Source organism: Geitlerinema sp. PCC 7407 (assembly GCF_000317045.1).
Taxonomy (GTDB): Bacteria; Cyanobacteriota; Cyanobacteriia; order PCC-7407; family PCC-7407; genus PCC-7407.
Genome location: NC_019703.1, coordinates 2,767,078 through 2,790,553, shown reverse-complemented (window position 1 = coordinate 2,790,553; position 23,476 = coordinate 2,767,078). Strand labels below are relative to the sequence as shown.

The following is a 23,476-nucleotide window of genomic DNA, read 5'->3' as shown; positions in this document are numbered from 1 at the left end:
GGCCGGGTACATCCCAGCTGACTTTGGCTCAGCGTTCGGCTTGGCTGGCAAGATCCTGCTAACTGCTCTGGTACAGCGGTCTTCGAATTTGTGCCTGGGATTTAATTGGGCGAAAATTGCTGTATGACGGATGTGGACAAGGGCTCGCTGGAACCGGAAAGAAGTTCTCCTGAGGCGTTTGCGACGGCGCTCCTGTCTCGCTATGGCTTTGATCTAAGCGGCAACTCAGCAGCCGGAATTATCCAAGATTGGCGTCAGCAGTACCCGGTGGAATGGCTCCGGCCAGCGGTGATCGAGGCGCTGTACCAGGGGCGCTACAAGGCTATTTCGGTGGAGCAAATCCTGACATTTTGGCAGCGGCGGGGCCGTCCGCTGTGCCACTTCAATCACGAGTTTGAGCGAATTATTTGCAGCAAGTTTCCTGAGATTTTGGCGATCGCCCGTCAGAGCGAGCCGCAGCCGGAGCCGCTGCCGGGGGTGCAGCGACTGCGGGCCTTGCGTCAGGCGGCGATCGCCCCTGAGCAGCAGCCCGTGCCGATCGCTGCGTTGAGCGCCGAACCGGAAAATAGCCCAGCCAACAGCGATCGCCCACTTCCCCAAACGGCGATCGCCCCGGCCCAAACCGAGCAGCCAGCCCCAGATCCGAGCAATGGCCACGCTGAAACACCGCTGCCGGTGACCGATCCGCCCGTCCTGCGATCGCCTCCTGATCCGATCCAGCCTCTGCAACCCGAGAGCATCGAAGACGCTCAGACCCACGACCTCTCGGCCCTCCTGGGTAAACCTGGGACTCCCCGGCCCATCGATCAGTTCAAGCCCGACCCCGATTCTCCGCCGTTCTATGAAAAAATGCGCAGCCCAGAAGTTGCCTCAGAGCCTGCTAGGCTTCGCCCTGAGGCTGAGTCGCGTGAGGCTTCCCCGTGAGCTGTGCCCGCGTGCCGCGCGATCGCCTGTCCTAGGCCCAAAACCCTAAAGACAAGCGATCGCTGCTGTGGCGCGATCGCTTTCAAGGAATTAGTTTGGTCAAGCGGTTCAGCCTCGGTGGCTCGAATCTGGTTCTCGCGCTATGGCCTGAAAACCCAGAGACGCTAGGAATTGGCTGTGGCTGCGTCCGTCGACGGCATGGGCTTCAGATTGCCGGTGCGGATCTCGGAGCAAAAAGACGCCATGCTAAAGCCCCCGAACCGCTTCAGAATGCTGGTGCGCAGGCGCAGATTGGGGCTGGCGAACCACAGACGCTCCTCCGAGTACATCGTCTCGTACTCCGTGATCAGGGTCAGCGCTTCATCGCTGCCCATCACGTAGCGGCCGGCCACCGGTGCCTTCTCGGCATAGCCCAGCTCCCGCAGCAGCTTACCTTCCATGGGGTTGTTGGGATCGGCCACCGGTACCAACACCGTAGAGCCTTCATGCTTTTCCTTGTCCCATTCCATGGTGCCGGTCCAGGTCACCCGAGCCCCGCACAGGGCTTCAGCAGGATCGAAGCTGTACTGCTCACACAGTTGAATCACTGCGGGATCATCCTTCGCCAACATGTCAATTTGGAGTTCAGATTTTCCAGCTTCTGACTGTTTGAAGGCGAGGTGGTGGCTCGTGCGTTGCGAAAACCACTTGCCAGCACTCAGGTCAAAAAATTCAACTATATCCATGAATTCAAGCGATCCGTTCTATGGGGGTTTGCTGTACTGCTGCAATTGTCGCGCGAATTGTGTCCAAGCCAAAAGGGGCTATTTGGGGCTTAGCCGCTAGCTGCGCGCACCCTTTAGTTTAAGCTTTTTTGATAAGTCCGATAAGCGCAAACCAATTGCCTGAGGGTGGTTAACCGCGATCGCGTATAATCGGATCTTGCTGTGACGTTGGTTTCGTCTGCGATCGCGCCGCTCGAAGCTTCTGCCCGGTCAGGCAATCAGGCTCGCTGGCGGATTCCTCGGTGCGACGCTGCCAAAATCAAAAGCGATTAATATTTGGCACTTAATTTTTGAGTTGGGAGAGAAGCTTCAATGACCGGATCAACCCAGGTTCCCTACCTCTTGCGGGCAGCCCGTGGCGAAGTCCTCGATCGTCCTCCGGTTTGGATGATGCGCCAAGCCGGTCGCTATATGAAAGTCTATCGGGACCTGCGGGACAAGTACCCCTCGTTCCGGGAGCGGTCCGAAAACCCCGAAATTGCTATCGAAATCTCTCTCCAGCCGTTTCGTGCCTTCAAGCCCGACGGAGTCATTTTGTTCTCAGACATTTTGACGCCGCTGCCGGGAGTAGGCATTCCCTTTGACATCATCGAGAGTCGCGGCCCGATCATCGATCCGCCGATCCGGAGCTTAGAGCAAATCAAGCAGCTCCACGAGTTCAACCCCGATGAGTCCGTGCCCTTTATTCGCCCCATCCTAGAAACGCTGCGGCGGGAAGTGGGCAACGAGGCGACGGTGCTGGGCTTTGTGGGCGCGCCGTGGACCTTGGCTGCCTACGCCATCGAGGGCAAGAGCTCCAAGGACTACACCATCATCAAGGGGATGGCTTTCTCGGAGCCGGAGATGCTCCACACCTTCCTGGGCAAGCTGGCGGATGCGATCGCCATCTATGTGCGCCACCAGATCGACTGCGGCGCGCAGGTGATTCAGATGTTTGACTCCTGGGCCGGCCATCTCAGCCCCCAAGACTACGACACCTTCGCGCTGCCCTATCAGCAGCGCGTGGTGCAGCAGGTCAAGCAGACCCACCCCGACACGCCGCTGATCCTCTATATCAACGGCAGTGCCGGTATTCTGGAGCGCATGGGGCAGTCCGGCGTAGACATCGTCAGCGTGGACTGGACGGTGGATATGGCCGAAGCCCGTCGCCGCCTGGGTCCGGACATCGGGGTGCAGGGCAATGTGGATCCCTGCGCGCTGTTTGGCTCGAAGCCTTTCATCCGCGATCGCATTCTCGACACCATCCGCAAGGCCGGCAACCGCGGCCACATCCTCAACCTGGGTCACGGCATTTTGCCGGGGACGCCGGAGGAAAACGCGGCGTACTTCTTCGAGGTCGGTAAGCAAGCCGATCAGCTGCTGGTCCGCGCCTAAATCCTGTTAAGGCTGCGATCGCCCTTGGTTTCCGAGCACACTGCTGGGCGACTGAGGGCGATCGCGGGTTTTGGGTTGCTGCCGGATCGCCTCCCTGGGCCTGCCGACCCCAGAATGACTCCACCCAGACTACTTGTATCCGGGCAACCTTCGTTCAGCACAAAAAGCCCCCATGACCTCAAAGCGAATCTTCATGACTGGAGCCAGCGGCTGCATCGGTCACTACATCGCCGAAGCCCTGATCCAGGAAACCAATCACGAGCTCTTTCTCCTGGTGCGCAATCGGGACAAGCTCAAGATGGACTACAACCTGCGCCCTGGCGTCACGATCTTGCAGGGCGACATGCGGGAGATTGAGAATTTTGGCGATCTGCTGCCCACCATCGATGTGGCAATTTTGGCGGCGACCGCCTGGGGCAATCCCCAAGAAACCCACGACGTGAACGTCCTCAAAACCCTGCGCCTGATGAAGCTCCTGGATCCGGCGCGGTGCGAGCAGGTGATTTACTTCTCGACGGCCAGCATTCTGGGCCGCGACAACAAGCCGCTCCAAGAGGCGGGCCAGTGCGGCACCGACTACATCGCCAGCAAGTACCACTGCTACATGCAGCTGTCCAAGCTTGACATCGCGCCCAAGCTGACAACCCTATTCCCCACGCTGGTAGTGGGCGGAGACGAGCACAAGCCCACGTCTCACCTGTCTTCTGGGCTGCCGGAAGTGGCCAAATGGGTGGATCTGATTCGCTTTTTCAAGGCGGACGGCAGCTTTCACTTTATCCATGCGCGCGACATTGCCCAGGTGACGGCCTACTTGGTGGATCACCCCCCTGCACCCGGTGAGCCGCGAGAGTACGTGCTCGGCAACGCGCCCCTGACGGCGAACCAGGCGATCGCCGAAGTCTGCCGCTACCTCAACAAAAAAATCTATTTCCAGATTCCTCTCTCTTTTTGGTTGGCAGATATCCTGATCTGGCTGTTTCGAATTCAGATGGCAGCCTGGGACCAGTTTTGTCTGCGCTATCGCCACTTCACCTATGCCAATCCCACCAATCCCGCGACCTTTGGTTTGACGACCTACTGCCCCACGCTGGCCGATGTCTTGCGTTTGAGCGGCGTGACGCCGGAGACTAGCCGTGATCAGTCCAAGCTATTGCCAGAGGATGGCTGAATACAATCAGTGGATGAACCAGCGCCTCTTTGACGTGTGCGGAGCGCTGAGTGACGAGGAGCGAAAGCGCGATCGCGGTGCCTTTTTTCGCTCGATTCACGGAACGCTAAATCACCTGCTCTACGGCGATCGCGCCTGGCTGGGGCGCTTCACGGGCTGTCCGGCGTCTTTGCCCGCCTTGGGTCAGGACCTCTACGCGGACTTCGAGGAGCTGCGACGCCAGCGCGACCTGACTGACCAAGCCCTGCTGTTGTGGGCAAGCCAGCTCTCCGAAAGCTGGCTCGCTCAGCCCCTGGCGTACACCAGCAGCGTAGACAACCAGCCGCGCTGCCTGCCGGCCTGGGTGCTGGTCACTCACCTGTTCAATCACCAGACGCATCACCGAGGCCAGGTAACTACGCTGCTGTCCCAGGCGGGCCATGACCCGGGCGTGACGGATTTGCCCTGGCTGCCGACCCTGAGGGCGGACGCTCAAGACCGGTGAGGGTCTGGCTGAAAGCGGGTCGGGGTGCTCCCACTGGCCCTAAGTTGCTGTCAAATTGATGCGCTTCTAAGCTGCTGCTTCTGTCCCAAAAAATACGGTCGCAATCTGATCGGAAGCCTGAGCGCTGCTGGAATTACTTTGAAGCTTTGATGGTCTCTAGACGACGCTTACGCTACTGGGATCAAGCCAGATGGGTTTTTTGTGGAGGAACGACTATTTTTTTGGCTATTCGTCAATGGTGATTGATAAGAATTTTCTTGATTGGTGAGAGTTCGGTGACAGCGCAGTATAACCATAGATAGGACAGGGAAGCGCCTCGATACTGCGATCGCCACACCGACAGTATCCGGCTCAACACCATTGTGGTTTGCCAGCACTCTCCTCCAAATCCTTTGGAAGCGGGAACTGCTGGCCAAACGGGTCAAAAATGATCGGCTTCCCAGACGCCTGAGGCTTGAGAGTCCCTCAAGTCCTGGTACGAAAGACCGCTGAGAAACGAAGCCTCAAGACAACCGAGCGAACGTCTCTCCAGAGACCGTTTTCGCCTGCGCTACTGTTGCGGGCTGAGGGCCTTGGCGATGCCTAAAACCTGTTGATCGCTTCACACATTGAGGGGGAAAAGCCGTGCCAACCCTACATTCTGAATTAACGCGAGCGGAAATTGTCCGGCTGCAGCAGCGCCTTGACCACTTGGGATTTCGGGTGGGACCCATCGACGGGGTCTGGGGACCGAAAACGGAGGCTGCGGTGCAAGCTTTTCAGCGAAGCCAGCATCTGAGGCCAGATGGCATTGTCGGGCCGCTGACCCAGGAAGCGCTGTTTGCCGCTGAGCCAGTGCCGACCATGACGCTTTCGGAGAAGGCCATCCAGCTCATTTTGGAGTTTGAGGTGGGTGGAGGATCGTCCTACTACAATCGCCATTTGCTGCACCCGATCTGGCCGCAGGCTTCGTCGGGGGTGACGATTGGGATTGGCTACGATCTGGGCTACAACCCGCGCCATCGCTTTGAAAAAGACTGGCTCTGCCTGCCGGAGGGCGATCGCATCCGCCTGGGGGACTGCTGCGGACTCAAGGGCGAAGCAGCCCAGCGGCGCATCGGCAGCGTAAAAGATATTGTGGTGCCGTGGGACATTGCTTGGCAGGTGTTTCAGGCGGTGACCATTCCACGGTTTTATCGGGATGCGGCGGAGGCGTTTCCGGGGCTGCTGCGGCTGCCGCTGGACGCCCAGGGGGCGCTGGTCAGCCTGGTGTTTAACCGGGGGCCGAGCATGGAAGGCCCGAAGCGGCTGGAGATGCGGCTGATTCGCGAGATGGTGCCGCGCCAGGATCTGCCGGGAATCGCAGAGCAGCTGCGCAATATGAAGCGCCTCTGGGTCGGCACGTCGGTGGAGCGGGGTCTCTCGCGGCGCCGGGAAGCAGAGGCGGCTCTGCTTGAGGGGGCCCTTCATCGGTCTCGCGGCTCCTGAGGGTCGCTCCTGATCCTAGAAGGTCTAAGGAAACGCTTGTTTAATGCCAGGCTCCCAAGCTTTGATCGGGTTTGGGAGCGCTGGCTTGGAATGAAGGAATGGATTTGTTTGAGCAGCACCGATTGCAGGTGACAGAAGCAGAGGCGCCTCTGGCGGCTCGGATGCGTCCTCGGGTGCTGGAGGAGTTCATTGGTCAGGATCACATGATTGGTCCGGGGCGTCTGCTGCGGCGGGCGATCCAGGCGGACCAGCTGTCGTCGCTGATTTTCTATGGACCGCCGGGCACGGGTAAAACCACGCTGGCGCGGGTGATCGCCAATAGCACCCGCGCCCATTTTATTGCCCTCAACGCGGTGCTGGCGGGGGTGAAAGACATTCGGGAGGCGATCGCGACGGCCCAGGAACGGCGAGGACGCTACGACCAGCGGACGCTGCTGTTTGTCGATGAGGTGCACCGCTTCAACAAGGCGCAGCAGGATGCGCTGCTGCCGTGGGTGGAAAATGGCACGGTGATTTTGATTGGGGCGACGACGGAGAATCCCTATTTTGAGGTGAATAAGGCGCTGGTTAGCCGATCGCGGATTTTTCAGCTGCGATCGCTGACGGCGGCGGATCTGCGGGCGATCGCGCAGCAGGCCCTCCAAGATCGCGAGCGGGGCTACGGCGATCGCTCGGTGAAGTTGGCCCCAGAGGCCCTCGATCACCTGGTCAACGTGGCCAATGGTGACGCCCGCGCCCTGCTGAACGCCCTAGAGCTAGCGGTCGAAACCACGCCCCCCGACGAGACCGGCGCGATCGCGATTTCCCTGGCGGTGGCGGAGGAGTCGATCCAGCGGCGGGCAGTCCTCTATGACAAAGAAGGGGACGCCCACTTCGATACCATCAGCGCCTTTATCAAGAGCGTGCGCGGTTCGGACCCCGATGCGGCGCTCTACTGGCTGGCCCGCATGGTCTACGGCGGCGAGGACCCCCGCTTTTTGTTTCGGCGGCTGCTGATCCTGGCCAGCGAGGATGTGGGGCTGGCCGACCCCCAGGCGGTGGTGGTGGTCAATGCCTGCGCCCAGGCCTTTGACCGGATGGGGTTGCCGGAGGGCCACTATCCCCTGGCCCAGGCGACGCTGTACCTGGCGACGGCCCCCAAGTCCAACAGCGTGATGGGCTTTTTTGATGCTTTGACGGCGGTGAAGCAGGAGCGCGAGGCCGAGGTGCCCAATCCCCTCAAGGATGCTAGCCGCGATCGCCAGTCTATGGGCCACGGCGAGGGCTACCGCTATCCCCACGCCTACCGAGATCACTGGGTGGCTCAGCAATATTTGCCGCGATCGCTCCAGGGACAGGTGTTTTATCAGCCCTCGGATCAGGGCTACGAAGCCCAGATCGGCGAGACGGTGGAGCGGCGGCGGGAAGCCCAGATCGCGGCGGTCCTAGACAGCCAAGCGATCGATCCGCTGGAGGTGCTGACCTTCGGGCCGCGCGATCGCGCCCTCGATCGCTGGCTGCAGCGCACCCTAGACCAGATGGGCGAGCACTGGGGACACCTACGCGATCGCCTGTTTGCCTTAGCGCCGTTTCAGCGCCACCAGGTCGTGCTGGATCTCAACGCGGGCAGCGGCTTGCTGACCTGGGAGGCCCTGCGGCGCGTGCCCGAGGGCGGCGTGTATGCCTGGGTGCAGACGGCGGCGGAGGCCGAAAGCCTGCGGGAGCAGGCGGCGGCTTTGCCTTCGCTGCACCAGCCGACGATCTTGACGGGAGACTGGAGCGCCCTAGAAGCAAATCTGACGGCGATTGCCCCCGGCATTCGCTTCGATCGCATCGTGGGCCGCAATCTCTTCATCCAGGCTGCCGACAAAAGCGCGATCGCTCGTCAGCTTGCGGCCTTGCTGCCGCCCGAAGGGACGCTGCTCCTGGCCGAAGCCTTGCCCCGCCACAGCCAGCGCCTCTATCCGTGGCTAGCCGCTGAGACCTTGGACGCTGACCTGTATCAGCGCTGGATCGCGGCTGAGGAGCGCATCTACACCGACCCCGCCAATCCCCTGGTGAACTGGGACGAGACGGATTTGGTGCAGGCGCTCGAGGCGGCGGGCCTGACGGTGCGGCTCCAGGTAGAGCCCTGGATCACCGGTCGCACCCTGACCCCGGCCGTGATCCAGAGCTGGTTTAGCGATCGCACCGATCCACCCAGCTACGCCACCCACCTGGCCGCCAGCCTGACCCCCGATGAAATCGCCCACCTGCACCAGCGCTTTCAGCAGACCCTGGCCCACCAGCAGCGGCCCTGGCGGCGGGCGATCGCCTTTTGCACTATTCGACCGGCCGCGGCGGGTCCAGATTTGGCAGCGTCACCGTAAAGCAGGTCCAGCGATCGCCACTGTGAGCCGCAATGGTCCCATTTAGGTGCTCCGTCAGCTTTTTCACCAGGGCCAGCCCCAGTCCCGTGCCCCCGTGCTTCCAGGGGTCATTTTTCGGCACCCGGTAAAACTTGTCGAAAACGTGGGCCAGCTCGGCCTCTGGGATGTCCACGCCCGAGTTACAGACGTGAATGGCCATGCCCTCTGGAACCACCTGCGCCGACAGGCGAATACTCTCCTGGGCTGGCGTGTACTTGCAGGCGTTTTGCAGCAGCTCCCCGAGCACCCGCTCGAGGTGGAAAAAATCCGTGGTCAGGGGCGGCAAATCTGCTGGCAGCTCATTGATCAGGGTTTGCTGCTGCTGCTGAAAGCGGCTCATGAAGGGCTCGATCACCTTTTGGATCCAGCGCTGGAGGCGCAGGGTGTTGAGGACGAGGGGCTCGTGGTGGGCATCGAGGCGGGCCAAATCCAGCAGGTCGTTGATCAGATTGGTTTCGCGGCTACATTCCTCCTTGAGAATCCGAAAATAGCGATGGGGCGTTTCGCTGGCCTCCAGCAGGCCCGTGGGTCGCAGAGACACCTCCAGCATCTGAATGGCCATGCGCATGTTGGACATGGGGGTGCGCAGCTCGTGGGACACGCTGCTCAAGAAGTCGTCTTTGAGATGATTGAGCCGCTCGAGCTCCTGTACCTGGGCCTGGGCCGCTTGGTAGAGCTGGGCCTGGCGCAGGGCGATCGCGCACTGGTTGGCTACCTGCTGGACCAGCCGAATATCTTGGTCGCTGAAGGCGTGGTAGCTCTGCTTGACCAGCCACAAATCGCCCATCACCCCCTTGTCATCCTGGATCGGGCAGGCCAGCATGGCCACGCGGCCTCGCAGGGGATTGGGCATGATCGAGCAAAACTGGAAATGCTCACCCCGCAAAAGGGGTTCATAAAGCTCCGGGAAGTCTTTGAGGCGCGAGATGCGACCGCGATAGGGCGATACACCAGCGCTGACGTGCTCATAGCAGATGGTGGAGGTGTCTTTTTCTAGATCAAAAAGCGCTGCGTTGCAGCAGTTGACCCCCAGGCACTGGGCCAGCTCCTCCACGGCGGTCTGTAAGATGTGGCTCTCGTCGAGGCTGTCGCGCACCCGGTCGGTGATCCGCTTGAGGGACGCCTCGAAGTCAAAGGCCATTTCCAGCTGGGCCGTGCGGGCCTTGACTTGGCGCTCGAGGGTGGCGTTGAGGCGGTGCACCTGGATGTAGAGCTCGGACTGCTCCACGGCGATGGCCAACTGATTGGCAATGGTCTGGGTCAGCTCGATCTCGCTTTCCTGCCAGGGCTGGTGCGATCGCCTCAGCGCCAGACAGCCCCACAGTCGATGCAGATAAATCCGCACAACCAGCCAAGTTTGGGCAGTTTTTGGCGGGGACTCCGCCTCGCCCCACAGTCCGCCCACCCGTTTGCCAGAGAGCAGGGGCAGCGCCTCCAGATACTGCAACCGCCGCAGGGCAAGCGCCTGAACCTCGCTGACTTCTCGGCCCGTCAGATCGGGTGCCTCGGCGTTGGCCCCGTGCCAGGCCACGTTGCGCCAGAGCCGCTGCTCCGGCAGAAACTGGGTCAGCACCGTTTGCTCGCTTTCCAGCAGCTCCGTCACCGATCGCACCGCCGTCGCAAACAGGGTGCTGACATCCAGCGAATGATGGATCGCCTGAATCACCCGGTTGAGGGCCTTCTCTCGCTGGGCCTGCCGCAGGACGGCTGCTTCGGCGAGACGGCGCTGGGTGACATCCCGGGCCACCATTAGCACCGACTCGACCTGATGGCGATCGCCAAACTCCGGCACGATCCGCGCAGAGTAGTACCTCGGGGGGTGATCGGGGGAGCTGCACTGATACTCCACTACCTCTTCTTGGCCCGTCTGGTAGACCGACGCGACGGTCTGGTCCCACAGCTGCACAATATGGCCCGGAAAGCCCAGCGCCTGAGGGGTCTGATGGATAAATCGGTGAGGCGGAATGCCCGTGGTCTGCTCGACTCGGGGATTGATATAGAGAAACTCGCAGCGCTGATTGAAGCGGGCGATCACGTCGGGCGCATTTTCGACCAGGGCGCGAAACTCTCGCTCCCGCTGGTGCAGCGCCTCCTCTGTGGCTTTGTGCTCGCTGATGTTGCGGGAGTTGAGGACGATCGCCCGGACGTCCGGATGATGGAGCCAGTTGGTCAAAACAGTCTCGATCCAGACCCAGGAGCCGTCGGTCCGCCGCATGCGGTACTGAACGGTTAATGGGGTCTCGGGCTGCCCCAGGCTGGCGGCCATCACCCGATGCATCAGGGGAGCGTCTTCTTCGTGGAGCTGGCGGCAGAGAGCGTGGGACGTGAAGGGCTGAGGCAGGGGGCCGAGGATACGCTCCAGGGCGGGATTGGTATAGAGCACGTTAAACTCGGCATCCATCAGCTGCAGGATGTCGAAGGAGTTCTGCACCAGGGCGCGAAACCGAGTTTCATTGGCCTTGAGGGAGGCCTCGGCCTGCTTGAACGTCGTAATGTCTCGCCCGACGGACTGGATTTCTAGGATGTTGCCCTGGGCGTCGCAAACGACCTGATTGTTCCACTGATGCCAGCGCAGCGTGCCGTCGGGGGCCGTGATGCGGTGCTCGCAGAGCAGTGACTGGCAGGTTTCGGCGAGGCGCTGGAGGCTGCTCTGGACGAGGGCGTGGTCCTCGGGGGGAATGAAGGAGAGAAAGCTCTGGCCGAGCAGCGCTTCGGGCGATCGCTGAAAGTAGTTGCAGTAGGCCTGATTGACAAAGGTCAAGGTGCCGTCGGGCTGGCAGCAGGACACCAAATCCGGCAAGTTATTCAAAATGCTGTGGTAGCGTGCCTCATAATCGGCCAAAGATTGCTGGAGGCTCTGCCGCTGCTGCTTTTCGTGTTCGAGATCGGCCGCTTGATGTTGGACCGTTTGCTGCAACTCGGCGATCAGCAGGTGCATCTCGACCGGGTCATAGGCGCTCAAGACCCGAGTTTGCGTGATCGTCCCCACCCACTCGCCGCGATCGCCCGTCACGACCAGCTGCTGAATTTGGTGATGCTGCATCGCTGCGTGGACTTCCCCCAAAGAAGCCTCAGATCCGATCGTCAAAACCGGAGCGCTCATCACGTCCTGAGCCAGGGTCGTCGCAAAATTTACCCGCCGAGCGTACCAGCGCAGCACATCGTGCTCAGTGATGATCCCGACGGGACTCAACGGCTGCAAGCGCCCTTGGGCTCCGGCCATCGGGGGCGAAGCGGAACCCACAATCACAACAAAACTGGCTGAATCCTGGGCCATCATCTGGACAATTTGCTGGAGGGGCTGCTCGGCCTGGGCGTAGAGTCCGGGGGAGCCCATCACCTCAGCAACCCGCCGAAAGCGCAGCAGATCCAGCGGCTTGAGCATCCCGCGCAGCGCCGTCCGCGAGATCACGCCAATGGGATGTCCCTGGTCATTGACCACCGGCAAATGGGGTACCCCATAGGCCTGAAGCTTGTGCAGCACCTCCAGCAGGCTCTCGAGATCGGCCTCAGCGAGGGTGATCACCTCCGCATCCATCAGATCCACGACGCGCAACGTTGCCAGGGACTGTCCAGAGGCCAGGGCGCGCACGACGTCGTTTTCTGTGAGGATGCCGTGGAGAACCTGATCTTGGGTCACGAGGACGTAGCGAGCTTGCTGTCGGTGCATTTGGGCGATCGCCGATGCCACCGTGGTATCAGGCGTGGCCGTTAAGGGTTGAGTTTGAAGAAGACTGGAAACAGAAACATTCGTCAAATCGAGCAATTCTGACATATTTCCACGCCAAGCTCGCTGCCTCTGAGCAGCACCACGCTTCCACTGAAATCTTGAGGGGTTGTCAATATTGTGACTACTACAACCCTAATAAGCACGCACCTGAATTGATAGATTTTGACGTAAAGGTTAATCCCTGGCCGGCGGTGAAGACCGAGTCTAGAGGCCTAGGGAGCTACGGGCGCAAAGCCTGCTGGGCAGGCAGGCTGGCCGGTAGCTTGCAAAGACGGCGCAGGGGGATCTGAGCGCTCCTCTAGCCAGGATCCCACACAGGTGATCGAGACAGTCTCGGGGGGCGAGGCACCTGTGATGAAAACCCCGCTAACCCAGGTAGGGGCGACTTCCTGGAAGGGGATGGTCTGGCGCAAGGGGCCTAGGCGCAGCGTCAGGGGGCGGCGAAGCTGGCGCGGTGTGGCGCTTTGAAAAGCAGCTTGGGGAGTAGCGTGGACCCGATAGAGGTAGTTGGAGTTATCTGGGGAACTTGGCAGGCCCGTAAATTCCCGTAAAGCTGCTGAGGCGGTGGCAAAGCGCTGGTAGGTTTGGTAGTGGGCTTTTTGCGATCGCGTTAGGGCACCAATCGTGGTTTTTGCCTCGGAGCCGCAGCCGCAGGCCCTTTCGAGGCGGACACTAAACCCGAGGGCCAAAACGCCTGCTGCAACTCCCAAAAACCACCATCGTCGATTGAGGTTGCCTAGGGGCAAGTTTGAATCCTATTGATGGTTAACCTTTGACATTCCATAGCATTTTTCGCCGTGAATTCCGAGGAAAGGATTCTTAAGAAGTTTGGTCCTCTCGGCGGCGATCGCCCCTTGATCCCCTCAGGACTGTGCCCCGCCCTGCGCAACCCCCGCCGAAACTTTAAAATGTGAAGTAAGTTCACCATCTTCGTTTCACAAGAGGGCAATCGCGCTCCATGCTATTTGGATTTGGAAAGAAACTGAAGCTGCCGACCCAGGCCGAGGCTCTGCCGGGTCGCTCGACGGCCATGCCAGTCCCCCAGCGGCACTATGTCAACGGCAACCCCCTCAAGCCCCCCTATCCCGAGGGTTTGGTCCAGGTGATCGTGGGCATGGGCTGCTTTTGGGGCGCCGAGCGCAAATTCTGGCAGCAAGAGGGCGTTTTCGTGACGGCGGTGGGCTACGCGGCGGGTCTGACCCCCAACCCGACCTACCAAGAGGTGTGCTCCGGCATGACGGGGCACAATGAGGTGGTGCACGTGGTGTTCGATCCGCAGGTAATTTCCTTTGCCCAGGTGCTGAAGGTGTTTTGGGAGGGCCACGACCCGACCCAGGGCATGCGCCAAGGAAACGACGTCGGGACGCAGTACCGCTCGGGCATCTATACCTTTGGCGAGGCTCAGCGCCGCGAGGCGGAGGCCTCCCGCGACGCCTACCAAAAGGCCCTGAGCGCGGCGGGCTACGGCAAGATCACGACGGAAATCCTGGATGCTCCGGAGTTCTACTACGCCGAGGAGTACCACCAGCAGTACCTGGCCAAGAATCCCAATGGCTACTGCGGTCTGGGCGGCACGAATGTGGCGTGTCCCATTGGGCTAGGGGTGTAGGGCGATCGCCCGTCTCCGGCCCGCGATCGCGCTTGATCGAAAGCCCCCGAAATTTTGGGGGCTTTTGCGTGGAATTCGGTTTCTGAGGAAATCGGGCGGAACCAACTGTTTCTGGGGTAGTCTCTAACCCCAAGAGCCTCTGCGGCGATCGCCTGACTGGGCGTGTTGCATTCTCCCTGGTTTTCGCGCAGGAGTGTGCAGCCCTTTGCCGCAGATGGGGCCAAAATTTTCTGCTGACGATTTTTCAGAGACGGGTCGCCCATGAAATACGCGCGTTTGTCCTCTCGAGCTGGCTCCCTTGCGGCTTGGTTGTGCCTGGGAATGATGTCCTTGGGACCGGTGAGTGTGGCCCCGTCGGGGGCGATCGCCGCTCCCAGCGCCGACTTGCCCCGAGCGATCGCCCAGCTCGGCCCATCTCCGGACAGCCGCTTGCCTCGCCCCCTGGTCAACCGAGTGCGCCGTGCCTTGGCAGAGCGCACAGGCGCTGCGCCGGGCCAGTTTCGCATCGTTGATGCGCAGCCCCAGCGCTGGAATGATGCCTGCCTGGGCCTCGCTCAGCCCGAAGAAATCTGTCTCCAAGTCCTGGTGGACGGCTGGGTGATTACCTTGTCGGATGGAGAGCAGCAGTGGATCTATCACACCAACCGCGAGGGCCAGCTGCTGCGCCTGGCGGAGGCGAACACTGCGCCCAAGCTGCCTGGGGCGATCGCCGAAGCCGTCCAGCAGCAGTTTGCCAACTGGGTGATGGTGCCCGTTGACCAGATTCGCGTTGTCGAGGCCCAGCCCCGCGAGTGGCAAAATAGCTGCCTAGAGCTTCAGCGTCCCACCGAGCGCTGCGCCGGTCGGACCGTCAATGGCTGGCGGGTCACCGTCGCGGCCCGTGGCCAGACCTGGTCCTATCGCACGGACGAAACCGGCGAAACCGTGCGCATCGAGCCCCAGACCGACGCCCAGAATTTGCCGAAAAATGTGACGCGCGCCATCCTGAGCGATCTGACCCAGCGCCAACCTACCCTGACTGAAACGGACCTCAAAGTGGTGGCGGTGGAGCCCCAGAGCTGGGATGGCTGCTTGGGATTGGCCAAGGAAGACGAGCCGTGCAATGCCGTCCTGTTTGCGGGCTGGCGCGTCACCCTCGAAGACGCGCGGCAGCAGTGGACCTACCACACGACCCGAGACGGCTCCATTGTGAAGCTAGCGGGCACAACGCCCCAATAAGCCCCAATAATTTCTGGGTCTGGGCCAAAGGCGTTGCCTATTGCCGCTGCAAGGGTCGGACATTTGGGCCGTAGCGGGCGGTGAAGCGAGCGATCTGGGCGGCAGATGCCTGGATCGGCTGGCTCAGCACGAGCCACTGGACCCCTTCGGAGCACGGCGGCGTGGTCAAAGAGCCGCTGTAGCGGTAGTGCGCTAGGTCATGGGGCAACAGCGATTGCCCGTCAAAGGCCGCCAGTGCGGTGTCATCGGTGAGCGATCGCCACAGCTGCTCTAGGGCAGGATTTTCGCGCCCCGCGTCCACCAGCACGGCCAGCACAGCCAGATCCCCTGCCTCGCTGCGATGGACCCAGTGCACCTCCATGGCGTGGGGCCGGTGATCGATCCAGTGCTCGCTGGGGACGTGGAAATGAAATTGTTGGAGGCCGTAGGACTGGTTGCCAACTGTGAGCTGATTGCCAGCGGGATAGCGCACCTGAAGCGTGGTGCCGGGCTCCACGACAGCGCTGGGTGCGACGCCATAGTCCAAGGTGAGATCCCCAGAAGCGCCTACAGAAGCGCCCATTTTGGCCGTCACCAGATCAACGGGGGATTGGGTATGGCCCGTGGCGCACAGCTTGTAGGCCGGGTCGATCTCGGCCCAGTGGGCTGGGTCGGTGGGCTCCTGGTAGCTCCAGGTCAGCGCCCAAACCGGCTCCCCAAAAGCCACCCACAGCAAGCCCAAAAGTGCGATCGCCCGTCCCAGGCGTTGAAGGAATTTTTGGTGAATGTGCGATCGCCTTATCGTCATCGGTCTCTGCTGTTGATCTCAATCTTGGCTGCTGAACCATCTTAAATCCTCAAAATCCTTGAGAAGCCTCGGTTTTTGGCTATTTGTCCTTTTTCTGCTCAGGGAAACCGAGGACAATGACTCCAGCGGCGATTTTGGCGAAAAAATGCTTCCTAAGGAACTTTTCGCCTCGAAATTGCCCTTATACACTAGGCAAGAGCGGACTGTACCTAGAGTCCTGTTTTGCTAGATGTCACCGAATTTATAGAGAAAGAGAGGATACAACAATGAGGTTCAAACTTTTGGTGTCGGGATTGGTCACGGCAGCGGCGATCGCTCTATCGGGGACTGGCGCTGAGGCTCAGACGCTGATGCGGACCGGCCTGATGCGCAATGTGCTGGTCGACGCTTTGGCCAACCGCTCGACGGTGTTTTCGAGCGGAGTGCTGGCAGACCTGGAAACCGATGAGAACTTTGGTGGGGACTATCAACAGATTTTTGACTATGCCAGCGGCATCTTGAATGACTACACGGTGGTCGATCGGGGTGGCGTCTTCCCCGAAAATGCCGGCATCCCCCGCGATCGCCAGCTTCCCCGCACCGACGTGGTCTATACCGTCTTCACCCTCGACAACGGCAATGAACTCTTCCTCTATCGCTCGCCCCTCGAAGACACCGCGCGCTACTTTATCCGCGAATCGGTTCCTTTTGGCGGCTAACTGGCTCTAACCTAATCCCAAAAAGGCGATCGCCCAGTAGATCAAGGTTCTCTAAAACCCTCTACTGGGCGATCGCTGCTTTTATGTACTTGTATGCCTTGTGCAGTAAAAAAGCGGATTAATAACTCTAGCCCAATGTTTCCATAATGGGTAGACAGTCATCAACGGGAAAGTTATTACAGAACCCTTACGGACCTATAACTGTTCTGTAGAATCAGTACTTCTTCCTGGGAGACAACAGGAATAACAGCTATGACAGCTATCTACGGGGATTTGCACCAGAGCAAAACAAATTGGCTTCAAACTGCTACTGAGCTATCCTCTTTTGCACTTCCAAGTTTTATTTTAACGATCAAGCTCACCGAACGCAGATAGCCTTTGATGCTCACCGACTGGCTTTTTGCGTCCCGGTGCAGCGATTTGTTAGATTTCGGGCACATCAACTTCCGAAGTATTTATTCAGTTTCATCGAGGTGCTAAATTAACATGTTTTTCTAACTCAGATATTTTTAAGATCTCTTTAGCCTCCTCTATTGTATATACGCTCTTTAAAAAATTGCCTAACCAAGCAATATTAGCCTTTTCTATTCCGTCCTTATTAATGCATTCTCTAAATATTTTCAAATAGCCAAGTATCTGTCTATCTATGTCAGAAAAATGCTCTGAAAAGTTTTGAATAAAATCTTGGGTTCCTGCTAGTATTGCATACCTTTCAAAACTGCTCATCAGAGCCCACTTCCCTTGAGGTGAAAAAATTACACTCTCTAATTGATAAGATAAGCCAAAAGTGTTGGTATCAATAGACAAATATGTAGATATTTCTTCAAAAGGAATCCACCAATGCTTTGTCATAGATGAATTGAAATCAACAACATTAACAATAGATAGGTATAAGCTTGAATCTCCCATATGTGAGGCAGTACTTACAAGAGCATTAACAACTTCTACATTTGGGGGAAAATACTCATATAAGAGTTTAACTTCTTCAGCATTAGATCCGAATTGAGGTAGCTTGGGATTCTCGTTGAGAAATACTTGTCTCAATTTAGGTTCGGCCTCAGAATAATATTCATCATCTGTGAGAATACGCACAATTCCAACCTCTGTCTAACTAAAACATTGTTGATCAATAAACTAACACTCAGTTATAGAAACGGGACAAAGAAGTAGCTTTTTATATGGAAATTCAACTTCTTTCACAAGCGAAAAAACTTCTCCGCCGAGTGTGCGAGTGTAATGATTCAGAAGATCGATCACTCCATCTTCAAGCCTTCATTTGGATAGCCACATGAGATCCATTTCATGAAGGCGAATAAAATAAGATGGATATCCCGGTGATTGGTAAAGAATCTATCAACTTACTGATAATTGTTCAGTCCATTGCTAAAAATCCTTAGCCCAAAAGTTCGGGAGAAACAAAAAACTGTCATAAGACACAATATCGCTGCTACTTTATCCGCGAATCGGTTCCTTTTGGCGTCTAATTGGCTCTAACGTAATCCCAAAAAGGCGATCGCCCAGTAGATCAAGGTTCTCTAAAACCCTCTACTGGGCGATCGCTGTTTTTATGTACTTGGATCTCTTGTGCAGTAAGAAAGCGAGTCAACAATCGTAGCCCGATATTTCCATAATGGGTAGACAGTTATCAACGGGAAAGTTGCAGAACCCTATGTGAAGGAGAAAACAACTTACAACTACGGACCTATAACTGTTCTGTAAAATCAGTACTTCTTCGTGGGAGACAACAGGAATAACAGCTATGACAGTCATCTACGGGGATTTGCACCAGAGCAAAACAAATTGGTTGAAAACTGCTACGGAGCTATCCTCTTTTGCACTTTCAAGTTTTGTTTGAACGGCTCAAATCAGCGGCAGCCAAAAACTAAAAACGAAGCAGAAAGCATTGCAATATGTCCGCTGCATTTGAATTGTTGGGCAGCGTGTGCTCGTGGTCAAGATTTAACTCTCAATCCAATTTCTAAAGAGGACTTCCCTTAAAATCTCTTGACTTCGGTATGCCGTTGATTTTGGTAGTGATATGTGAAGCTTATCCTGCTCTAAACAGTATTCAACAAAAAATCTGACAATCTTCTGCTCATTAATATTCTTCTGTAAGTCTTGATCACTTAATTTGTCATTCTCTTCTAGTACCTGTCTAATCTTTGAGGCATATTCATGGCTAACAACAGGAGTAACTAGTGCCATTTCGCCCATATATGTGCCGCTTTTGTCTTCAGTAACGAATTCATAATGAATACGACCACAATGAGTCACCTTAAATCTTTGCGACTCATAAATATTTATATCTGTCGGATCATAAGGTTCGATAAGGCGACGATCAAGAAGAGATTTAAGATGTTCTTTAACAATCGTGCGACTGACGGTTGCAGGTTCAAAATAATTGAGAATATCATCCGCAGAAAGGTATATTTTTTCTGTATCAGATGCTGTATCAGAATAGACGTCCATTAAAAGACGTAAAATTGACAATCTCAGTAATGGACTAGTTATAGAGTTAGAATCAATCTCAAAAAGATTCAAAATAAAACTACTTTCTTGTTGAGAAAAATAGTTATATTCCCCTAGCAAGAGAGCTTTCTTTATGTTTCGATATCCAGGTCGAAAACTTTCGCCGATAGTATAGGCTTTAATTAGAACAGAAATATCTACAATTGGCGATATAACAATTCTTTGGGCAATTTGAAGCCCCCTGCGTATATCAAAATTTGCAAGCCATCCAACCATACGTCCTACATAATCTTCATTAACAAATATGCCTTCTACTGACAGAGCAAATGCCTTAACATCTGGTATTGAAAGGCGAATACCTCTTTTTGTAAAATAATCCCCGCTGTTTCCAGAGTTTTCCTGAATTTTTGCCTTAATGAATTCAACTCGTTTTGTTAGAACTTCTTTAGTTGAAGGCACAGGCAAATAAAAATCTCGATGATCATATGATTGTAATGGTCCTGATTTCGAAAGCTGCCAAACAGTACGATCAGTAATTGGACAGATAATGAATGAAAAACACTCTCTATAAATTGATTGTGCGAATTGAAAAACAGATTCTTGAAAAGATTGAGGGAAATGATCAGTATTGTCAAATACGATGCAGGGCATTAATTTTCTTGAGGAAATTGAGTGTTTAAGCAACTTTGTTACATAATCTCTGGGCTTTTGCGTCATTAATTCATTAATTAGTTCACCAAACTTCTCCTTAAACGCATTCTTATCCCTCTCGTAAAGTGGTTTGTATTGCCCAGAACTCCATCGTCTATATTCTGATATGAAAACTCCTTGGAGATCATTATATGTAGGAAAACTATCATCAAATAACTTTGCCTCTAACTCATTTTTTAATTGATCGATAAGCCAAGTAGAGATGGTAGACTCGTTACCATCTGAATCTGCCAAATCGATACGAAGGATCAAGCATAGCTCAGATAGTTTCTTATCTAGAATCAGACGGAAAAACCGATCAATAAAAGTAGATTTTCCTGCGCCTTTGTTACCTATGATTAAAATAAAGTCACCCTTTTCTATTTCTATGGCACTCCGAATTTGCTCTTCCAACTCTTCTCCTCGTTCTGAGTTGACAATATCAATCCTGTTTAATAAATTTCTTGTTATTTTCTCTAAACTTTCGTCCGCTGCACGGCTCTCTTTTGACTCAACAAAACACTCGGCAAGCATATCTGGATCTTCTCCAGATATGGTGCTGAAAAAACTGCGATAAACACCTTCTAAATCTCTCAATAGAGGTGATTTATGAAGCAAACGCCTTTCAGATGGATCTATAACTGTATCTAAAATTTCACTTTGATTAACATGTAACCCTTCTGCTTCATGAATATGAACTTGATATAAGTTCTCCATCACCCCTTCTGGGGAAAAGAGATCGTAGAATAGTGCAAAGTTTTGTTTAATAGATTCAAGATTTGGAAATACTACTGCTTTTCCTTCTCTAGGTGGTACTCCATCTGTACGAACTGCCCAAAATCCAATCCATTCCAGACCTGTGGTTAAGGCTGAAAAGAAAACAGCAGTATCTGCACAATAACGTTTTGCCTGTTCTAACCCTTCATTTGCTGACTGAATCGCTGGTCCACTAACTTTGTACCAAGACATACGGGATTGACGAGTATCAATCAGCAGTTTAGAAATTCGCTTAGCTTCTACAACAAGTCTCGCTCGACCACTAACGGAGAGTAAATAGTCAACATAACCCGATTCCGTATGAGGCTCAGTTTTTATTCCTTGTCTTTCCCATCCCAAGACCTCAATCAAGATGCGATCAATGATGTGGAGCCGTGCATCTTGTTCAGTCTCAAGAGGAATATTATTTTGAACCAATTCTTCATGTAAACTGTCAAACCTTTCTTTGGCTAAGTCAATATCCATAAACACAAATTTACAATGAGGTATAACCTAGAACTGGTTTTAGAGTGTAACTTACTTGCAAAAATTCTGCCTTAGCCTTGGCTTGTTTCCCAATCGAGTAGATAAAGCTGGCGTAGTGTGCTCACAGACAACCTAAAGCAGCCCAACTATTAATAGACGGAATTTTTCTGCCTAAGATCTCAATAGGGATAGTTAGGCAGAATGATTCAGCCTAAGATCCCAAATTACTACTTATGCCGATTATTTCCGCATAATTACGTCGTTTGAGCTGATTAGCGAGAATCTTTCCGCATAATTTCAGATTCCTTGCGGAAATGAGCAGATGTACTATTGGGTACACAGTACATCTGCTTGTCTCTATGCAGTCACCTCCTAAAAAATTGCTGGATCAGGTGCGGAATGCAATTCGTTTCAAGCATTACGCCTACCGCCCTGAAGAAACTTACTGGTAAAGGACTTTATTGTTTAGCAAAGAACATTATTCCCATTGATTCTCTGCCCAAAAGTGGACAGTAAGCCTACTCGACCGTGACCGATTTGGCGAGGTTGCGGGGCTGATCGACGTCGAGGCCCCGGCGAGCCGCGATGTGGTACGCCAAGAGCTGGAGCGGAATCACCGTCAGCACCGGCGACAGCAGCTCCGGCACCGCCGGAATCGGCAGCATGTCGTCAAAGATCTCGGCAGCGTGGGCGTCGCTGGTGGCCGTGACCCCGATCAGCCGGGAGTCCCGCGCCTTGGCCTCTTGGGCATTGGAGAGCACCTTGTCGTAGACCGACCCCGGAACGGCGATCGCCCAGTAGATCAAGGCTTCCTAAAACCTTCTACTGGGCGATCGCTGTTTTTATGTACTTGGATCTCTTGTGCAGTAAGAAAGTGAGTCAACAATCGTAGCCCGATGTTTCCGTAGTGGTCAGATAGGCCTCAACGGCAAGGTTATTACAGAACCCAACGTGAAGAAAAAACTAACTTCCAACTATGGACCTGTAATGGTTCTGTAGCACCAGTACTTTGTTCTAGGAGACAACCGAAATAACAGCTCTGACGGTCATCTATGGAGATTTGTACCAGAGCAAACATAATTGATCGCACACTGCTAAGGACTATCTTCTTTTACACCTCCAATTTCTGCTTTAATATTCCTGCTGATCGGTTACAAATAGCCTTTGCAATAATGACTAGAAGTTCCCGCTAGTCCGCTTCAGCAGGTTTGCTAGACAGCACAGTTTCAAGAATTCGAATTTATCTGCTTCCCAATTATGGTAGAGGGAGACCAGCAGAGCGAATAGCCAGCTTTACAACTCCCTGTACAACGTCACTCACCGTGGCATTTCCTACGGATTGTCCCCACTTAAGAAGCTTGGCTTGCATACTCGGATTATTTTTAGCTTGATTTGCTATATCTGCCGCAACCTTCTCCTTTGCCACGTCAACGTCCATTCCTTGACTTTGTAACTGATCAATCAAAGCTTGAATCTGGGAAGCTGCATGAGTCAAATTTTGGTTCATATTAATGTAGTTAACATAGTTTCCCTCAGCATAACCACCAGAGTTAGATTCGATATAATTACCACCACCAGTGTTAATATTTCTTCTCGATTCTTCTTTCTCAGCCATTACTCGAATAATCCTTAATAATTCTGTATTGTGCTGTCTATATTCTACCAATTGCTGATCTTGAAGTGTCAACAGTTTCTCTTGTGCTTTAAGTTTGTAATTATACTCCTGCTTTAGTGTTTTTTCGATCTCCGTCTTATTTACTTCTGCTGCAACCTCTAGTCGAATTATGAAAGCTTCATCCTTTTTCTTTTCAATAGCTTGTACAGAGAGATTAGCATCTCCATACTTGTCTCTCAATTCTTGAAAAGAAAGAAGAAAGGGTTTCCAATCAATACCATCAACAAAAATCAAATCAATTGTATCTGACACTTTATGAATTAATGCTGAAAACTCACCAGGAGCAAAAGAGGAAGATTGAGGCCGACGTTTTTGACAACCTTCTACTCCATAAAAATAGTCACAGATAACTTCAAAAAATTGTGTTTCAGTATCTAAAATCCAGTCTTGAAGACACGATCCAGTCAATGTTGCTTTGGAAAAGATAGTTGCAGAGCATTGAGCTTTACTGAGATTGACATTGGAAAGATCAGCTCCAGTAAAATTAGTTTTACTTAAAATGGTTCTGGTTAAATTTGCTCCGGTGAGGTCAGAGCCAATCAACTTTGCTTCACTTAAGTTAGCCCCAGAAAGGTTTGCCCCGCTCAAGTTGGCATGACTGAGATCTGCGTGGCTGAGATCTGCATGAGGTAGATAAGCTCTATCAAGTTTAGCATCTTTGAGTTTTACCTTTGTTAAGTCAGCACTACTAAGATAAGCATCTCTCAGATCTGCCTTGCTGAAATCGATTTGCCCTATAAAATGGCTTCTCCACTGATTCCAAATAGGTATACCCATTCTCAGAAGAAAT

Annotated in this window: 16 protein-coding genes and 4 pseudogenes; 12 read left to right on the top strand and 8 right to left on the bottom strand. The window is 54.6% G+C overall.

The window, feature by feature from the left end:
- The first annotated feature begins 123 nt into the window (after nucleotides 1-123).
- A complete protein-coding gene (locus tag GEI7407_RS19585) occupies nucleotides 124-924 on the top strand; it encodes a hypothetical protein (protein WP_015172304.1) in 801 nt (266 codons plus the stop codon).
- Between the two features lie 164 nt (nucleotides 925-1,088).
- Here the strand turns inward: GEI7407_RS19585 and GEI7407_RS11290 are convergent, their stop codons facing one another.
- On the bottom strand, nucleotides 1,089-1,649 hold the full coding sequence (locus tag GEI7407_RS11290; protein ID WP_015172303.1) for a phycobiliprotein lyase: 561 nt from the start codon (nucleotides 1,647-1,649) through the stop codon (nucleotides 1,089-1,091).
- Nucleotides 1,650-2,000: 351 nt separating this feature from the next.
- Between GEI7407_RS11290 and hemE the strand changes: the two genes are divergently transcribed.
- The 5 genes from hemE to GEI7407_RS11265 all read left to right on the top strand — a co-directional run bounded on the left by hemE (nucleotide 2,001) and on the right by GEI7407_RS11265 (nucleotide 8,529).
- Nucleotides 2,001-3,062, top strand: a complete 1,062-nt coding sequence (hemE, locus tag GEI7407_RS11285; RefSeq protein ID WP_015172302.1) for a uroporphyrinogen decarboxylase — start codon at nucleotides 2,001-2,003, stop codon at nucleotides 3,060-3,062.
- A gap of 172 nt (nucleotides 3,063-3,234) precedes the next feature.
- On the top strand, nucleotides 3,235-4,230 hold the full coding sequence (locus GEI7407_RS11280) for an NAD(P)-dependent oxidoreductase (RefSeq protein ID WP_015172301.1): 996 nt from the start codon (nucleotides 3,235-3,237) through the stop codon (nucleotides 4,228-4,230).
- A complete protein-coding gene (locus GEI7407_RS11275; protein ID WP_015172300.1) occupies nucleotides 4,196-4,714 on the top strand; it encodes a DinB family protein in 519 nt (172 codons plus the stop codon). Before GEI7407_RS11280 ends, GEI7407_RS11275 begins: the two co-directional genes overlap by 35 nt.
- Nucleotides 4,715-5,338: 624 nt before the next feature.
- On the top strand, nucleotides 5,339-6,181 hold the full coding sequence (locus GEI7407_RS11270; RefSeq protein WP_015172299.1) for a peptidoglycan-binding protein: 843 nt from the start codon (nucleotides 5,339-5,341) through the stop codon (nucleotides 6,179-6,181).
- Between the two features lie 98 nt (nucleotides 6,182-6,279).
- Nucleotides 6,280-8,529: an AAA family ATPase gene (locus GEI7407_RS11265; RefSeq protein WP_015172298.1), complete on the top strand. Its 2,250-nt coding sequence runs from the start codon at nucleotides 6,280-6,282 to the stop codon at nucleotides 8,527-8,529.
- Here the strand turns inward: GEI7407_RS11265 and GEI7407_RS20745 are convergent.
- Together GEI7407_RS20745 and GEI7407_RS11255 are read right to left on the bottom strand one after the other, a co-directional pair.
- A complete protein-coding gene (locus GEI7407_RS20745; RefSeq protein ID WP_015172297.1) occupies nucleotides 8,483-12,343 on the bottom strand; it encodes a PAS domain S-box protein in 3,861 nt (1,286 codons plus the stop codon). The two genes, GEI7407_RS11265 and GEI7407_RS20745, sit on opposite strands and share 47 nt — an antisense overlap.
- Before the next feature lie 167 nt (nucleotides 12,344-12,510).
- Nucleotides 12,511-13,044 carry a type IV pilin-like G/H family protein gene (locus GEI7407_RS11255; RefSeq protein ID WP_015172296.1) on the bottom strand — a complete coding sequence of 178 codons (534 nt, stop codon included), beginning with the start codon at nucleotides 13,042-13,044 and terminating at the stop codon, nucleotides 12,511-12,513.
- Nucleotides 13,045-13,256: 212 nt separating this feature from the next.
- On the opposite strand from GEI7407_RS11255, the gene msrA reads away from it, so the two are divergent.
- Together msrA and GEI7407_RS19575 are read left to right on the top strand one after the other, a co-directional pair.
- Nucleotides 13,257-13,907, top strand: coding sequence for a peptide-methionine (S)-S-oxide reductase MsrA (gene msrA / locus GEI7407_RS11250; protein ID WP_015172295.1), 651 nt, complete (start codon nucleotides 13,257-13,259; stop codon nucleotides 13,905-13,907).
- 261 nt (nucleotides 13,908-14,168) lie between these two features.
- Nucleotides 14,169-15,125 carry a hypothetical protein gene (locus GEI7407_RS19575; RefSeq protein WP_015172294.1) on the top strand — a complete coding sequence of 319 codons (957 nt, stop codon included), beginning with the start codon at nucleotides 14,169-14,171 and terminating at the stop codon, nucleotides 15,123-15,125.
- Between the two features lie 37 nt (nucleotides 15,126-15,162).
- On the opposite strand, the gene GEI7407_RS11240 is transcribed toward GEI7407_RS19575, so the two are convergent.
- Nucleotides 15,163-15,912 (bottom strand): carbonic anhydrase, encoded by a 750-nt coding sequence (locus tag GEI7407_RS11240; protein ID WP_015172293.1) that lies wholly within the window; start codon nucleotides 15,910-15,912, stop codon nucleotides 15,163-15,165.
- 266 nt (nucleotides 15,913-16,178) lie between these two features.
- On the opposite strand from GEI7407_RS11240, the gene GEI7407_RS11235 reads away from it, so the two are divergent.
- Together GEI7407_RS11235 and GEI7407_RS21880 are read left to right on the top strand one after the other, a co-directional pair.
- Nucleotides 16,179-16,610 (top strand): hypothetical protein, encoded by a 432-nt coding sequence (locus GEI7407_RS11235; protein WP_015172292.1) that lies wholly within the window; start codon nucleotides 16,179-16,181, stop codon nucleotides 16,608-16,610.
- A gap of 224 nt (nucleotides 16,611-16,834) precedes the next feature.
- A pseudogene (locus tag GEI7407_RS21880) lies at nucleotides 16,835-16,924 on the top strand (S26 family signal peptidase); the annotation flags it as partial.
- A gap of 151 nt (nucleotides 16,925-17,075) precedes the next feature.
- Here the strand turns inward: GEI7407_RS21880 and GEI7407_RS21075 are convergent.
- On the bottom strand, nucleotides 17,076-17,702 hold the full coding sequence (locus GEI7407_RS21075; protein ID WP_015172291.1) for a hypothetical protein: 627 nt from the start codon (nucleotides 17,700-17,702) through the stop codon (nucleotides 17,076-17,078).
- A 639-nt stretch (nucleotides 17,703-18,341) separates the two neighbouring features.
- Between GEI7407_RS21075 and GEI7407_RS22000 the strand changes: the two are divergent.
- Nucleotides 18,342-18,608, top strand: a pseudogene (locus GEI7407_RS22000) (hypothetical protein); the annotation flags it as partial.
- On the opposite strand, the gene GEI7407_RS11225 reads toward GEI7407_RS22000, so the two are convergent.
- Both GEI7407_RS11225 and GEI7407_RS11220 read right to left on the bottom strand, forming a co-directional pair.
- Nucleotides 18,570-21,011, bottom strand: coding sequence for a hypothetical protein (locus GEI7407_RS11225; RefSeq protein WP_015172290.1), 2,442 nt, complete (start codon nucleotides 21,009-21,011; stop codon nucleotides 18,570-18,572). The pseudogene GEI7407_RS22000 and the gene GEI7407_RS11225 overlap by 39 nt on opposite strands.
- A 518-nt stretch (nucleotides 21,012-21,529) precedes the next feature.
- Nucleotides 21,530-21,805: pseudogene (locus tag GEI7407_RS11220) on the bottom strand (glutamine--fructose-6-phosphate aminotransferase); the annotation flags it as partial.
- A 217-nt stretch (nucleotides 21,806-22,022) separates the two neighbouring features.
- Between GEI7407_RS11220 and GEI7407_RS21805 the strand changes: the two are divergent.
- A pseudogene (locus GEI7407_RS21805) lies at nucleotides 22,023-22,091 on the top strand (S26 family signal peptidase); the annotation flags it as partial.
- Between the two features lie 175 nt (nucleotides 22,092-22,266).
- Here the strand turns inward: GEI7407_RS21805 and GEI7407_RS20215 are convergent.
- Complete coding sequence (locus GEI7407_RS20215; protein WP_071880833.1) at nucleotides 22,267-23,463, bottom strand: pentapeptide repeat-containing protein; 1,197 nt, start codon at nucleotides 23,461-23,463, stop codon at nucleotides 22,267-22,269.
- Between the last annotated feature and the right edge of the window lie 13 nt (nucleotides 23,464-23,476).